Origin of the sequence: Neobacillus sp. PS3-34 (assembly GCF_030915465.1) — a bacterium.
Lineage (GTDB): Bacteria > Bacillota > Bacilli > Bacillales > Cytobacillaceae > Neobacillus_A.
This window is the reverse complement of record NZ_CP133267.1, coordinates 4,290,551-4,303,683: the sequence shown is the minus strand read 5'-3', so window position 1 is coordinate 4,303,683 and position 13,133 is coordinate 4,290,551. Positions and strand designations below refer to the sequence as shown.

Here is a 13,133-nt window from a genome sequence, read left to right as displayed (position 1 = left end):
TATTTAGGGAAATTTATTAATTGTTGAAGAAGAAATGGATAAACAGGAAATTGAAAGAGGGATTAAAATGCAAAAAGAGGAATTGTTTCAGCATGTTCATTCAATGATTACATCGTCAACAAAAAAACCAAAATATATGTCTATTTCCTCGGTGAAGATGGCAAATTTATACGGCGTAAGCAGGGAAGAAATAGAAAATGGGTTACAAGACCTTGTTAAAGAAGGAAGCCTGCAAAAATCCAGTATGGATTCACCTCCCTATCATGAAATATATTTACTTCCATAACAAGCAAAAAGGCCAGAAAGCATTATGCTTTCTGGCACATTAACATGTTTATCTTGCTTTTCTTTTTTGAGTAATTTGGTAATCTGCCATAACCTTTGGAGTTATATAGGATTTGTAAGATAGCCAGTAAATCATTCCGACAAAAACACTTCCGCCAACTGCATTCCCTAGAAAGACCGGAATGAAATTTTGTAAATAATCCAGCCAGCTAAAGTGTCCGCCAAAAATAGCGGCAGGAATAACAAACATATTGGCAACAACGTGCTGAAAGCCGATAGCAACAAAGCCCATAATAGGAAACCAGATTGCAAGAATCTTTCCGCTCATTTCTTCAGCACCGTATGAAAGCCATACCGCCAGACCTACAAGCCAGTTACATCCAATTCCAGAGAAAAAACTTTCCCAAAAACCTTCAGCCAGTTTACCCTGTGCCATGCTTACGGTCTTTTCTAAAAATGGTCCCTGGGCTGTTAAGCCTGCAAGATGCCCGAATATATAAGCAACAAAAAGTGCTCCAACAAAATTACTTAATGTAATCCATACCCAATTGTTCAGGAGTTTTCTAGCCGTAACTTTTTTGGAAAGGAATGCAATCGATACGGCCATCATATTTCCTGTTAACAGTTCTCCTCCTGCCAGTACTATAAGAACGAGTCCGAGGGGAAAAACAGATGCTCCCAAAAAAGCACTAAAGCTTCCCCATTCTTTTGGGAGATTTGCCGTTACACGAATATCCAGAAGATATCCAAGTGCAATGAAAGCTCCGCCAAGAAAGCCTAAAACCAGCATGCTTTTAAGCGGCATATCCGCTTTGTAGGTACCTGCTTCTACAGCAATTTGTGCTATTTGCTGTGGTTTACGGACAGCCATGCGTGTCCCTCCTTTAAAAAAGTTCCAAATTTTTTGTTCTAATCCCTTATTTCCCCACTGCTTGAAGACACAAACGACAAATTCAGATGTTAATAGAAAAAGCCACCATAAAGGTGGCGACTTTTTCTACCATTCTAACATTTCAATAAAATGGTAAAGTACCCGTGCAGTGAGCCCCCAAATGACCCTTCCGTTATAACGATAAAAATACTCATCCATTTTTCGTGTCTGCCAGTTATAATTTTCCCCTCCTGCGATTAAATGGAACGGAAAACCTTCTTCAGGCTGGACCTGAAAATTTATCTTGTAGATATCCGGTTTAACTTTTCTAAAAAAGGACAGAGGTACGGTAAAAACCTCATCCACCTCTGCTTCATTTGGCTTTATTTTGTCTGGTTCTGAAATGATTCCTGTAAACGGGTATATAATCGTTCCAAAAGGTGAAACCATGTAATCCAGTGGAAATACGTCGGTAATCTGATTTTCAGCCAGACCCAGTTCCTCCATTGTTTCTCTTACTGCTGAATGCTTTTCGTCCCTGTCAGTTAGATCAATTTTACCACCGGGGAAGCAAATTTCACCTGGCTGCCTCCTTAAATTCAGAGCTCTTACCTCAAATAAGATATGCACACCGTCTTCCCGAACGATTAAAGGTAACAGCACGGAGAATTTATTGAAATTTTCAATTCCAAGAATCACTGGTGTCCGATCCTTTAACTTCTTAACCACTTTATCAAGCTCCATACTTCTCACCTCATTCGACAAATTTTCTTTAATGAAAAATTCCCTTCCTTAATTTTGCAAGAAAATGCCGTTATATACAATGAAATCGATTCGAAATCTATCCTTTTTTGTTATCATTTCGTTCATTTAGTCTTGTTTTAAGAGCTTTTGTCAGGTGGCAGGAAAAAGGCAGCTATCATGCTGAATCTATTATAATACGAAATTAAATGGCATCTAATCTTATCGACAGAAAGGATTGGTTTAATAATGAAAGAAAGCACCTTTTTAAGAGCGCATACGATTAAGGAAGTCTCTAAAATCATTCAGGTTCCCACTGGGACAATCCGGCAATGGGAAAAAGACTTAACTGGTTTGCTAAATATCCCCCGCACAAAACAGGGAGCAAGATACTACACTGAAACAGAAATTTCTTTACTTTTAAAGATAAAACAAATGAGAGAAAAAAATCTTGGCAAGGAAATGATTCGGGAACTGCTTGAAAAACACAAGGGACAGCATTCCGTTCATGAGGCATCCGAATCATTCGGAACCGAAATTTCTCCTGTAATTGAAGTACCAACCAATCATCAAATTGATAGCCCGACACCTGATATTTATGCGTATCTGGAAACCTACAAGGAAAGTCTGCTAAACGAAATAAGACAATTGCGAAATGGTGTCCGCAAGGAATTCGTAGAAGAAGTCCGGAAAGAAATATCGAAAAGCACAATGCAAACAGTGAAAAGCCTTTCAGATTCAATTTATAAGTCTACTGAAAAAACAAAAGATGAAATTAAGAGTCTTTCCAATCAATTGGCCAGTCTTCGGAACGTACTTCCGAAACAATCGGAACGCTTTCACAAAGTATTGCAAAGTCCTCCGAATATACCTCAAAAAAAATGAAGAGCCTGGAGAGCAAAATTGCCAGAACATCTATCCATACTGCTGAAACTGTAGAAGCTCTTTCAAATAATATTGTTAAAGCTTCAGAACATACTTACGAAACAATCGGAACCCTTTCGAGCAGTATTGCGCAAGCTTCGGAACATACCTCTGAAACGGTTGATTCCCTGTCTGACAGCATCGAAGCGGTATCGCAGCATACCTATGAAACAGTTGAAGCACTTTCATCGAGCATTGCAAAGGCAACTGAATATACATCAAGCCGTGTAAAGAACCTGGAAAATAATATGGCTCGTTTATCGGGAGAATTGCTCGAGAGCATTAATACTGATCGTGATTATTATATTGAAACCATTAATCATGTTCACGACCAGTTCCGTAAAGAAATATCGCATCGCGAAGAGATTTTTCAAAATCTAATTGTGACCTTTAGGGACGCAGCATCTGCAAAAGACCACTCAAAGAAATGGTGGGCAATTTGGAAATAAAAAGATAACAGGTTCTCTAAAGAATACTTCACTTTTTAAATGGTACCTGAGGCTTTGGACAAGAAGAATTAAAAGGTGGTAAAAAGAATGAATACAACCGATGTTGCTAAATTACTGGGAGTTTCTTCAAGTACGGTTCAAAGATGGATTAAACAGTTAGAACTGCCAATGGAACGCAATGACCGCGGCCACTATTCCTTTACTCGTGAAGACATTGTAATGCTTAAAACAATCCAGGAACAAGTTCAGAATGGCACACTTCTTCAAGAACTTGCTGCTGCAAAAGAAAAAAAGCCACGCACAGCTATTATCAAAAGGCAGGAAAGTGACCCAAGGCTTGAGAAACTACTTTTCAAAGTAGGAGAGCTTGATAGAAGACTTAACGAAAAAGCGGACTCTGTTGCATCCTATCAGCTGCTGCAGCATCGCCGGGAAATCGAGGAACTCCAATCGGTGGTAAAACAACTGACTGAAAGGATAGAAAAGCTAGAGGAAAAAGATGAAAACGTATGCCATAACCTTGAAAAAATACCAGCTTCAGACACCATAAACGTGGTGAGAAAATCTAAAAAGAAAAATATCATCAGCCTGCTGCTTGGCTTTTAAAAACGCACATTCACTTAATGTGCGTTTTTTGTCGACACTGCCCTCTTATTAATTGGGATCCGGTAACGACCAATGTATGAAAATATCCATTCCACTTTTATTAAAACAAAGGAAGAAATGCCAAAATATTACTATACAAATGATACCAAATAAAATAGTATTTATTCATATATAAATTACCAAGATTCTAAAGGGATTGGGATGGATGAAAAAGAAAACCATTTATAAAAGTGAGCTCGGAAAACAAAGGATTGCTGACCGTTATCGTACATATTTAATTAATATGGATTCCCAGTTTGAGGAAGTGAATGTTAAAACGCGCTTTGGTAAAACACATGTATTGATTACTGGGCCTGCAGACGGTAAGCCGTTGTTTATTTTTCAAGGTGGAAACTGCATAAGTCCAATGACACTTTCCTGGTTTGAACCGTTATTATGCGAGTATCGCATTTACGCATCAGATACAATTGGGCATCCAGGTTTCAGTGATGAAACCAGACTGTCCGGGAAGGATAACAGCTATGCTTTATGGATTGCTGATTTAATGGACTATTTTAATTTGGAGAAAAGTGCGTTTATCGGCCCGTCCTTTGGAGGAGGGATGATATTACGGCTGGCGGCTTTTCTGCCAGAAAGGATTTCATGTGCGATCCTGGTATCACCTGCTGGAATTGCTATCGGCTCAAAAGCCACTTTGATAAAAGAAATTCTTCTGCCTCTTACCTTATATAAAATGACAGGTTCAGAACGACATCTAAAAAAAATTGCGGACAGAATGTCAGCTAACAGCATGAAGAAAATCGATGAAGAAATTATCGGAGATATTTTCAACTATATTAAGTTTGACGAAATGCCAAAGCTGACAGACGCGGAAGAACTGGTTAATTTTCAAGCGCCAACTCTTGTTATTGCTGGCACAAATGATGTATTTTTCCCGAGTGATAAAATAATACCAACTGCCAAAAAAATCATTCCTAATCTCATTTCTGCAAAGATTTTTTCATCGGCCATTTTCCTGCTGAAAAGGTCAAAAATGAGATGAATGCCGATATCAAATCGTTCCTGGATAATCATTATCGGGTGTAAAAAACCTTTATTCTGAAACCAATCGTTTGAATGTGAATGTGATTTTCGGTTACGATAAAACGAAAAGGAGATCTGGGCATGAATATATCAGGGAATACTGTTTTAATTACTGGCGGTGCGTCTGGCATTGGCCTTGCACTTGCCGAACGATTCCTGAATGCAGGAAATGAAGTAATTATTGTTGGACGGCGGAAAGAAAAGCTTGATGAAGCCCAACAAAAATTCCCTCAGTTACATACAAGGGTATGTGACGTTTCAAATGAGAAAGACCGGATCTCATTATTCCAATCGGTACAAAACGAATTCCCTAATTTAAATGTTCTGGTTAACAATGCAGGAATCCAGCAAAGAGTGAACCTTTTAAATGCTTCCAACGAATGGAGCTATTATCATCAGGAAATTGCAGCAAATGTCGATGGCCCGATTCATCTTACAATGCTGTTTATGCCCATACTGCTCAAACAGAGTAGTGCTGCAATCATTAATGTATCTTCCGGCCTTTCCTTTACTCCTGGTGTATGGGTACCTATTTATAGTGCAACAAAAGCAGCAATACATTCCTTTACCCTTTCTCTCCGCTACCAGCTCGCTGAAACAAATGTTGAGGTAATTGAAGTTCTGCCGCCCGCAGTAAATACAGATTTAGGCGGAGTTGGCCTCCACACCTTCGGAGCGCCATTGGCTGATTTCGCTGATACCGTTTTTCAGCGCATAAAAGATGGGATTCTCGAAATCGGCTACGGTGCTTCAGAAAGCAGGCTGAGGGCATCAAGAGACGAGATCGACCAAGGAACTGAGCTTGCATGGAAAAACTTCAAAAAAAATAACCCAGATTGGTGACACTGATTAAATTTTTGCCTTTAACTGGTGACGGGCACCATCCAAAAATTGGATGGTGCCTTTCACCTTTATTTTAACTTTTTCATAAATCCAGCAAAATCTTTTTTGAGTTCATCCTTTGCTATTGAGTGTGTGATGGACAAATGGTGCAGGTATTCTTCGTCATGACGGAGCCAGGAAGCGTAGTTCCTTTTCAAGAAATTCTCAGCATCGTTATAGCTCCAGAACTCCTGTTTTATTTTGTTGCCCTCATGGATAATAGAGAATGTACCATCCTGCAATGGAAGAATAACCGAGATATTCCCTTTCCTATTTTGATAGGAAGCCCCATACTTTGCTCCCTTGACATTAAATTCATTATTATAAGCGTCTGGCTTAAGCGGTTCGAATGGATATACATTGATTACATACTTTTTGAATGCCTCTTCCGTTAAGTCACAACCTGATGCCTTTGGATGTCCTCCCCCTCCAAATGTTTTGGCATATTCGGCGACATTAATATGATCATGAATAGTCCGGAACCCCATTTTCTTGCCCCCAACATTAAGCAAAATGACCATGTCCAAATGAGGGTTTTGTTTGTTTAGTTCATTTCCAAGCTCAGACAGGTATTGTTCGGCATGGACGATCCCTACGTAATAGTCATCGATAAATGCCTGAACCATTTGCCTGTTTTTAGAATGAATATAACGTTCAATTTTCTTTTCTTCTATATCCAGCAGTTTATTTTCTGTTTCCGAAAGCTCAAAAGAATCAGTCTGGAAGGCGAGGCGAAGCAGCATTTCCTCCTCAAACTGTTCTCGACCGATAATGTAAAATAAATCATTCAGCCTTTTTGCAGCTGGATTATCATTTTCCTCCCACTCCCAAGTATCATACTGTCGGACGAGGTCAACAAATTCATCAAGTGCAGCCGTTCTGTCCAGCTTTTTCTGGTCGACTAGATATTCATAAAACAGTGAAGCTGCGCATGTTTTTTTGCCATTATCATATTCGGGCTTGACCATTCCCCATTCATAATTATTAAAATGAAGTGCTGTCACATGGTGATCAATGACCCTTATATGCCGTCCCTTTTTAAAACGCTTTTCCAGCTTTTCCTCAACCGCTTTACCTACTGCAAGATCCGTTATATACGTCTCTGCTTTATGTGATTCTGGCTTTTCAATAAAACTCTCAACACGTTTATCCAGGTTTCGATAGGAGCAATAAAAAACATTTGCTTTTTCCCCAAAAGCAATTTTGGCAAGAAGCCCGCACCCCATCCCGTCCAGGTCAATATCTGTAAATAGTTTAATCATCTTTAATGGCCACCTTCCATCTTTACCTGTCCAAAATATCTTTTGGACAAATAAGTCTTCCTATTCCCATTCATCCTTTTTCTTTATGTAAACCATTTTTTTTTTAGGTTGACATATATATTCATTACACATTATTGTTTAATAGTAAATATAACAAATGGGGGAAGAAAAATGAAACGTAGTCTAAAACCGATTGACTTAACACTGGCAGGAATGTTTGTAGCACTAATGGCAATTGGGGCAAACATTACGAATATCGCGCCATTTATGGTTGTTGGAGGGGTACCAATCACACTTCAAACCTTTTTTGCTGTTCTTGCAGGTTTAGTTCTTGGCAGCAGAGTAGGAAGCATTGCCATGGTGGTCTATGCTCTAGTGGGATTAGTTGGCGTTCCTGTGTTTTCAGAATTTAGCGGCGGAGTTTCAATCATTCTGGCGCCGACATTTGGCTTTATACTTTCTTTTATTTTGGTAGCATTCTTTACAGGGAAAATTGTTGAGAAATATAAGAGTGTTCCTGCATTTATTATTGCTGCCCTGATTGGCCTTGCGATTAACTATTTTGTCGGCACGAACTGGATGTACTTTGCGTACAAATTCTGGTTTGCAGTACCGAAAGCAATTCCATATAAAGTTGCCTGGGGCTGGATGATGGTTCCGCTTCCAAAAGATATCATTTTATCTGTATGTGCCGGCTTATTGGCACACAGACTTGAAAGAACGGTTTTATCTAAAGGACAATTTAAAAATCTCAAAAAAGCAGTATAAAGCATGTCAATAAAAGTGACAGGCACCTTCCAATTTTCTGGATGGTGCCTGTCACCTTTTTCTCTATACCGAGGGCTGAATAGCCTGTTTTTTAACCAACGACATGATAATTAGTAAGAATGGGATCATGTTTAAAGCAATATAAAATGCTGCATGTGTATCTGTTCCAAGAAAAATACCATGGATTGTTACCAGAACATATAATAGGGGTTAAGTCCATGCAGTTTTTTCCATACTTGATGGCCTATTATTTTCTTGGCTTTTGATGTTATCATAGTAAAACCTAAGAAATAAAGACCCACTATCCCTGTTGCCATTCCTATTGGCTTATAATCCGTTTGAAAAGCAATCAGGATTTCCAGCCAGGTAAGTGAGTCATATGAGTCCAAAAATAATAAGGAAACATGGAAAATAGTAAGAATCAGTGTCCAGTCTGAAAGTTTTTCATGTAGAAAAAGGACGTTATTAATTTTCTTCTTCTTCTTTTTAGCATATTGAGAATATATACCGGATAATACAGTCACATACATTAAAATATATGCAATTGTTCCGGTTGCACGAATAATGTACCAGATGTACAAGGTCATAATCTAATCCCCTCCAAAACCTCGCCTTTGAGATTAATCAGTACTGCTTGTTCATTTTTATTTTTTTTCCACTCTATACCTTTCTCTTCTCCGAGCAGCAATACTATCTTTGCCCAAATATCTGCTTGTACACAGGATGGAGCCGTAACAGTGGAAGAAGCAAGATTGTTTTTTACCGAATAACCGGTTTTTGGGTCAATCAAGTGATTTTTCCATTCACCCTCTAAATTCCATCGTCTTTTTATCGTTGAAGATGTGGCCACGCTTCCTGATTGTATTCTTATAGAAGATAATACTTTCTCAGAATCAAACGGATTTTCAACTGCTATTCGTAATGGTCTTGGCAAAGCCCCAAATACCATTAAGTCTCCACCAGCATTGATAAAGCCATACCCAAATGATTCTAACTGCTTTACAGCCTGGTCTACTGCCCAGCCTTTAGCAATCCCGCCCAAATCAATTTTAGTATTGAGCCTCACCGAATGGTTTACTTCATCCAAAACATACGGTTCACCATTCAATGAACCGCTTTTTAGAGTACGAGGCTTACACAGAGGTCTCCTAACGACCTTTTCAATGGATTCATTATATCCTTCAATTTCAAGGGCATTTAATATACCCGGGTTAAAAAGTCCCTCTGTTTCATGATAATGAAAAAGAGCCGATTTCAGAATCTTTAAAAACTCTTCGGAAACCCTGACATTCAAACCAATCTTTCGGTTCAGTTTTGAAAGCTCACTGTTATCCTTAAATCGACTGCAAATATTTTCGATAAACTGAAAGGAGTCGATAACAGCTTCGATTTGAAAAGGGAAAATCGTTTCGCTGTAAGAAATCTCAACTGTAGTACTCATCGAATGAAAATTATGTTTCTTCAAAAATTCGTTCCCCCTGTTTTTGTATCAAATTGTTCGTTATCCTGACCGTTTCCCTGATCAAATTGCTGACTATTATCTGACGGAAACTGTAAATCGCCATTTCCAAATTGGTTGCCGTCATCGGAACCACTTGAAGAAAACTGTGAATCGCTGCTTTCCCCATCAAACTGGGAGGATTGATTGTTGCGGTCACGATGACCTCTATGGCCAAAAAAGCTCCCTTGACCTTGAGAAGGCGTCTCAGCGGTATTTGCTTCCTGCTGCTGGTTTTGGGCTTGTCTCGTCTGTCCCCCGCCATCTGATAACCCTAAAAAGGTGGTCATTCCTGCCACTAATGAAACACTCGCAAAGCTAACACCCCAAGAAATCATTTTCCTTTTTTCCATATATAAAAACTCCTTCACTAAAAATTTGGTTTGCTTGTTGATAGAGTCATTATCTTCGGCATTCCTTAAATTTCCCTTAACGAGATAGTAGAATTTAAAAAAGCCCGCTCTGCATTAGCAGTACGGGCCATAATATCATTATTTTTTCAGTTCCAATGGGCGCAATTTTGCTTCTATTTCATTTCTTTTATGCTCCATAAATGGAGGGAGAGAGAGCTTCTCTCCTAAATTCTCGACGCTTTCATCTACATCAAAGCCTGGAGTATCGGTTGAAAGTTCAAATAGAATGCCATTTGGTTCTCTGAAATAAAGTGCACTGAAGTAGAATCGGTCAACCTTACCAGAATTAATGAATCCGCTTTGTTGTATCCTCTTCACCCAATAGGTAAACTCATCTTTATTGGGAACTCTAAACGCAACGTGATGAACTCCTCCCCGCCCCAAGCGTTCACGGGGAAGATCTGGTCTTTTTTCAATATGGACCTCTGCCCCTGCCCCACCTTCTCCTGTAGCATAAACCTCTATATCAGGGAAGTTTCCGACAAGTGAAGGATAACTACCAACAAACCTGAATCCTAATACTTCTGTCAAAACGTGGGCAGTGGGTTCAGAAACTGCCACAGTCAGGATAACTGCTCCTAACCCAAGGATAGCGTGTTCTGCTGGTATTTGGGTTTGATTCCATGGCTGGCCAGGCTCTACACCTACTTCACCATTATCTGCGGAGAGAATCAATTTGGTCCCTTCAAAATCATCAAAAGCCAAGGTGTCGCGGTTGGCTCTGGTTTTAATTTCTTCATGCTTAACTCCTAATTGTTCAAATCGATTTTTCCAAAATAAGAGTGTTTCAGTGCTCTTAACCCTCAAGAAAGTAGATGAGATGCTGGAAACTCCCGGATAGGTGTGCCCCAACCCGGGAAAATCAAAGAAAGTTAATTCCGTTCCAGGGCTTCCTTTAGCATCTCCGTAAAATAGATGATAGCTGGTTGTATCGTCTTGATTAACTCCCTTTTTAATCAGGCGCATTCCTAATATTTTTGTGTAAAATTCATAATTTTTTTCTGCTTTACCAGTTAATATCGAAACATGATGTAATCCTGTCAAGATCATATTTATTCCTCCCTCTATATTTTAATTGCCCAATAAATATTTATCTCGAATTCGAGATAATAATAACTTCTTACCATTCTTTTGTCAACAAACGCAAAACTTAACCTTATTAGCGTTCGACAAAATATTTGTTTAAAATGTATTTATCGACAAAATCTAAATAATTTTGTAGTTTTTTCTAGTCTATTGAAAAATGTATGATATAATAGTAATTACCATTTGCTTTACTGTAATATATAACTCCGCTCGATGTTCGAGCGGGTTTTTTAATGCACTTTTTTAAAGCTCTTTTCATTAACTTTGTTACAAATATAATAAACGGCAATAAAAAAACAGACCCTCAAAAGAGGCCTGTTTGGATTGGTTTAGGAAATATTAAGCTTTGCGAACGTTAGCAGCTTGTGGTCCACGAGCTCCTTGCTCAACGTCGAAAGATACTTCTTGGCCTTCTTCAAGAGTCTTGAAGCCTTCGCCTTGGATAGCTGAGAAGTGTACGAATACGTCTTCTCCACCTTCGCGCTCGATGAATCCGAAACCTTTTTCTGCGTTAAACCATTTTACTTTACCATTTTCCATTATTGTTGCCTCCTAGTGTGCAAATCCACACATTGTATTACTATTCTTGCTCTTAAAGATATCCAGGCGAAAAAGCTATATTGTTCTTCCCTTACATACCTGAACAAAAATAATTCTATTTAAAGATAACAGATACTGATAAAATACGCAAGAATGCAGTCACGATAAAATAGAATTTTTACTTTTTTAATACTTTTTTCCTAAAAAATACACTATAAACGCCAAAAAAGCAGGTGAAAGTGCTTCTAAATTATGCCTGTATCTTGGTGTGGGTTCATAAGGAATAATATACTCACAGCCATTTAGAAAAGTACATTTTATGCTATAATTAAAAAATGGGATCAAAAAAGGGAGTGTCCATTTGAAATATTCAAATAATCAATTTAAAAACGGAGAGACCGTAAATATTAAGCTAACTGGTGAAACGGTGACTATTGTTAAATCACAGTATGTTAAAAACATGAAAAGATTTTCTTATATCGTTAAAGAGCATCCAGCAACTTTTTATTTTGAAGAAGAGCTCCGGGGCGAATAGCTCTACCACGAAATAAACTAATAGATGGCAAACCCTTTTAAGGGATATTTCTCCATGACCAAAACAGCCAGAGATTCAACCGGCTGTTTTTTAGTATGTACTTTTATATTTTTGTAAAAATAATCCCAAGCAAAGCCGAAAAAATTCCTACTAACTGATATACCTTTAACTTTTCTTTGAAAAGCCACAAACCTGCAAGCACGACTACAAGGCAATTCAAACTAACAATCGGAAAAACGATGCTCGCTGTTCCATCCTGCAGTGCATAAAAATAACTGCTATACCCGATGATACTGACAAGCCCTGACACTATTCCCATTTTGGCTTCGCGACGATTCCATTTCTCCTTCGACCGGATGCTTCTAATTGCCAGGTAAATGCTTCCTCCGCCATACATACAAATGAGAATATTCAATGAACTGATATGCAGGTAGGAGGATGTCTTCATCAAAATTCCTAAAGTACCAAATGACAATATCGCGAATAAGACACGGATAAGCCACGGACCATACTCTGTATTTCCTTTTGTTTTCGGTGAATATTGAATCATTAACGCCGATCCTAGAATAACAATAATTCCTGACCAATGCATGGCTGAAATATGCTCATGAAAAATGAACGCTGCACCAAGAATAGGAAAAATAGCGTTAGCACCTATCAAAGGGGATGTTAAACTGGCTGGCCCTTTTCGAAAGCACTGGACATTTGAATATTGCCATTTGCATTCAGAATCCCAATTAAAGCCCCGATTAAAATAGTTAACAGATTAAGATGCAATGAATGATCTGCCATTCCATAGCCCAGCGTCAGCATGAAAGCTACAAAATAAAAAACAAACTGAATATGTACCTTTGATAGCCCGATACCTGTACTCCATTTAAATAGCGTATTGTTTGCTCCAAAACTAAGCGTCGTTACAAATGCTGCCGCAATCCACACTTCTGACCCTTCTCTCTCCTTCAATTCCTCCTATATCATAAGTCTCTTTCGATACATCTACAAGAGCTTTTTCAGAAAAATTTTGCATACTAAAAACACAGCTTTTTATAAAAAACTGTGTCTATTGTTTTGGCTAATTTGGTTTTTTTTGAAATATATGATTTCTGGATCATTTTCATCGAGATTATTGATAATCCCGCTTTTAACATAACCTAAGGATTTAAATACTTGCTGCATTTTTAGGTTGGATA

Annotated in this window: 18 protein-coding genes; 8 read left to right on the top strand and 10 right to left on the bottom strand. The window is 38.4% G+C overall.

The window, feature by feature from the left end; genetic code table 11:
* Positions 1-34: 34 nt before the first annotated feature.
* Positions 35-286 (top strand): hypothetical protein, encoded by a 252-nt coding sequence (locus RCG23_RS22605; protein ID WP_308177491.1) that lies wholly within the window; start codon positions 35-37, stop codon positions 284-286.
* Positions 287-334: 48 nt separating this feature from the next.
* Here RCG23_RS22605 and RCG23_RS22600 read toward each other — a convergent pair whose 3' ends face one another.
* On the bottom strand, positions 335-1,156 hold the full coding sequence (locus RCG23_RS22600; RefSeq protein WP_308177490.1) for a formate/nitrite transporter family protein: 822 nt from the start codon (positions 1,154-1,156) through the stop codon (positions 335-337).
* Between the two features lie 126 nt (positions 1,157-1,282).
* Positions 1,283-1,900 (bottom strand): NUDIX hydrolase, encoded by a 618-nt coding sequence (locus tag RCG23_RS22595; protein WP_308177489.1) that lies wholly within the window; start codon positions 1,898-1,900, stop codon positions 1,283-1,285.
* Between the two features lie 246 nt (positions 1,901-2,146).
* Between RCG23_RS22595 and RCG23_RS22590 the strand changes: the two genes are divergently transcribed.
* The 5 genes from RCG23_RS22590 to RCG23_RS22570 all read left to right on the top strand — a co-directional run bounded on the left by RCG23_RS22590 (position 2,147) and on the right by RCG23_RS22570 (position 5,802).
* Positions 2,147-2,782, top strand: a complete 636-nt coding sequence (locus RCG23_RS22590; protein ID WP_308177488.1) for a MerR family transcriptional regulator — start codon at positions 2,147-2,149, stop codon at positions 2,780-2,782.
* The gene (locus RCG23_RS22585; protein WP_308177487.1) at positions 2,779-3,270 is read left to right on the top strand and encodes a hypothetical protein; all 492 of its coding nucleotides are present in this window, start codon (positions 2,779-2,781) and stop codon (positions 3,268-3,270) included. Before RCG23_RS22590 ends, RCG23_RS22585 begins: the two co-directional genes overlap by 4 nt.
* Before the next feature lie 87 nt (positions 3,271-3,357).
* The gene (locus tag RCG23_RS22580) at positions 3,358-3,876 is read left to right on the top strand and encodes a MerR family transcriptional regulator (protein WP_308177486.1); all 519 of its coding nucleotides are present in this window, start codon (positions 3,358-3,360) and stop codon (positions 3,874-3,876) included.
* A gap of 205 nt (positions 3,877-4,081) precedes the next feature.
* The gene (locus RCG23_RS22575) at positions 4,082-4,918 is read left to right on the top strand and encodes an alpha/beta fold hydrolase (protein WP_308177485.1); all 837 of its coding nucleotides are present in this window, start codon (positions 4,082-4,084) and stop codon (positions 4,916-4,918) included.
* A 122-nt stretch (positions 4,919-5,040) separates the two neighbouring features.
* Positions 5,041-5,802: an SDR family oxidoreductase gene (locus RCG23_RS22570; protein WP_308177484.1), complete on the top strand. Its 762-nt coding sequence runs from the start codon at positions 5,041-5,043 to the stop codon at positions 5,800-5,802.
* 68 nt (positions 5,803-5,870) lie between these two features.
* Here the strand turns inward: RCG23_RS22570 and RCG23_RS22565 are convergent, their stop codons facing one another.
* Positions 5,871-7,103: an oligoribonuclease gene (locus tag RCG23_RS22565; RefSeq protein WP_308177483.1), complete on the bottom strand. Its 1,233-nt coding sequence runs from the start codon at positions 7,101-7,103 to the stop codon at positions 5,871-5,873.
* Between the two features lie 171 nt (positions 7,104-7,274).
* Here RCG23_RS22565 and RCG23_RS22560 point away from each other — a divergent pair, with 171 nt between their 5' ends.
* Positions 7,275-7,871, top strand: coding sequence for a biotin transporter BioY (locus tag RCG23_RS22560; RefSeq protein ID WP_308177482.1), 597 nt, complete (start codon positions 7,275-7,277; stop codon positions 7,869-7,871).
* Positions 7,872-8,059: 188 nt separating this feature from the next.
* On the opposite strand, the gene RCG23_RS22555 is transcribed toward RCG23_RS22560, so the two are convergent.
* From RCG23_RS22555 to RCG23_RS22535, 5 genes are all read right to left on the bottom strand, one after another.
* Positions 8,060-8,458: a ferric reductase-like transmembrane domain-containing protein gene (locus RCG23_RS22555; protein WP_308177481.1), complete on the bottom strand. Its 399-nt coding sequence runs from the start codon at positions 8,456-8,458 to the stop codon at positions 8,060-8,062.
* The gene (locus RCG23_RS22550) at positions 8,455-9,336 is read right to left on the bottom strand and encodes an FAD:protein FMN transferase (RefSeq protein ID WP_308177480.1); all 882 of its coding nucleotides are present in this window, start codon (positions 9,334-9,336) and stop codon (positions 8,455-8,457) included. The genes RCG23_RS22555 and RCG23_RS22550 overlap by 4 nt, the downstream gene beginning before the upstream one ends.
* Positions 9,333-9,722 (bottom strand): hypothetical protein, encoded by a 390-nt coding sequence (locus tag RCG23_RS22545; protein WP_308177479.1) that lies wholly within the window; start codon positions 9,720-9,722, stop codon positions 9,333-9,335. The genes RCG23_RS22550 and RCG23_RS22545 overlap by 4 nt, the downstream gene beginning before the upstream one ends.
* 138 nt (positions 9,723-9,860) lie before the next feature.
* Positions 9,861-10,832 carry a ring-cleaving dioxygenase gene (locus RCG23_RS22540; protein ID WP_308177478.1) on the bottom strand — a complete coding sequence of 324 codons (972 nt, stop codon included), beginning with the start codon at positions 10,830-10,832 and terminating at the stop codon, positions 9,861-9,863.
* Positions 10,833-11,207: 375 nt separating this feature from the next.
* Positions 11,208-11,408 (bottom strand): cold-shock protein, encoded by a 201-nt coding sequence (locus tag RCG23_RS22535; RefSeq protein WP_308177477.1) that lies wholly within the window; start codon positions 11,406-11,408, stop codon positions 11,208-11,210.
* 361 nt (positions 11,409-11,769) lie between these two features.
* On the opposite strand from RCG23_RS22535, the gene RCG23_RS22530 reads away from it, so the two are divergent.
* Positions 11,770-11,943 (top strand): hypothetical protein, encoded by a 174-nt coding sequence (locus RCG23_RS22530; protein WP_308177476.1) that lies wholly within the window; start codon positions 11,770-11,772, stop codon positions 11,941-11,943.
* Between the two features lie 103 nt (positions 11,944-12,046).
* Here RCG23_RS22530 and RCG23_RS22525 read toward each other — a convergent pair whose 3' ends face one another.
* Positions 12,047-12,604 carry an EamA family transporter gene (locus RCG23_RS22525; RefSeq protein WP_308177475.1) on the bottom strand — a complete coding sequence of 186 codons (558 nt, stop codon included), beginning with the start codon at positions 12,602-12,604 and terminating at the stop codon, positions 12,047-12,049.
* A gap of 8 nt (positions 12,605-12,612) precedes the next feature.
* Positions 12,613-12,906: a hypothetical protein gene (locus RCG23_RS22520; protein WP_308177474.1), complete on the bottom strand. Its 294-nt coding sequence runs from the start codon at positions 12,904-12,906 to the stop codon at positions 12,613-12,615.
* Positions 12,907-13,133: the final 227 nt, after the last annotated feature.

Bases quoted from the DNA above. Each gene is read 5' to 3' on its own strand.
- RCG23_RS22590 (WP_308177488.1), top strand. From the start codon at position 2,147: ATGAAAGAAAGCACCTTTTTAAGAGCGCATACGATTAAGGAAGTCTCT.
- RCG23_RS22565 (WP_308177483.1), bottom strand. From the start codon at position 7,103: ATGATTAAACTATTTACAGATATTGACCTGGACGGGATGGGGTGCGGG.
- RCG23_RS22545 (WP_308177479.1), bottom strand. From the start codon at position 9,722: ATGGAAAAAAGGAAAATGATTTCTTGGGGTGTTAGCTTTGCGAGTGTT.
- RCG23_RS22535 (WP_308177477.1), bottom strand. From the start codon at position 11,408: ATGGAAAATGGTAAAGTAAAATGGTTTAACGCAGAAAAAGGTTTCGGA.
- RCG23_RS22575 (WP_308177485.1), top strand. From the start codon at position 4,082: ATGAAAAAGAAAACCATTTATAAAAGTGAGCTCGGAAAACAAAGGATT.
- RCG23_RS22585 (WP_308177487.1), top strand. From the start codon at position 2,779: ATGAAGAGCCTGGAGAGCAAAATTGCCAGAACATCTATCCATACTGCT.
- RCG23_RS22570 (WP_308177484.1), top strand. From the start codon at position 5,041: ATGAATATATCAGGGAATACTGTTTTAATTACTGGCGGTGCGTCTGGC.
- RCG23_RS22540 (WP_308177478.1), bottom strand. From the start codon at position 10,832: ATGATCTTGACAGGATTACATCATGTTTCGATATTAACTGGTAAAGCA.
- RCG23_RS22595 (WP_308177489.1), bottom strand. From the start codon at position 1,900: ATGGAGCTTGATAAAGTGGTTAAGAAGTTAAAGGATCGGACACCAGTG.
- RCG23_RS22580 (WP_308177486.1), top strand. From the start codon at position 3,358: ATGAATACAACCGATGTTGCTAAATTACTGGGAGTTTCTTCAAGTACG.
- RCG23_RS22560 (WP_308177482.1), top strand. From the start codon at position 7,275: ATGAAACGTAGTCTAAAACCGATTGACTTAACACTGGCAGGAATGTTT.
- RCG23_RS22605 (WP_308177491.1), top strand. From the start codon at position 35: ATGGATAAACAGGAAATTGAAAGAGGGATTAAAATGCAAAAAGAGGAA.
- RCG23_RS22600 (WP_308177490.1), bottom strand. From the start codon at position 1,156: ATGGCTGTCCGTAAACCACAGCAAATAGCACAAATTGCTGTAGAAGCA.
- RCG23_RS22555 (WP_308177481.1), bottom strand. From the start codon at position 8,458: ATGACCTTGTACATCTGGTACATTATTCGTGCAACCGGAACAATTGCA.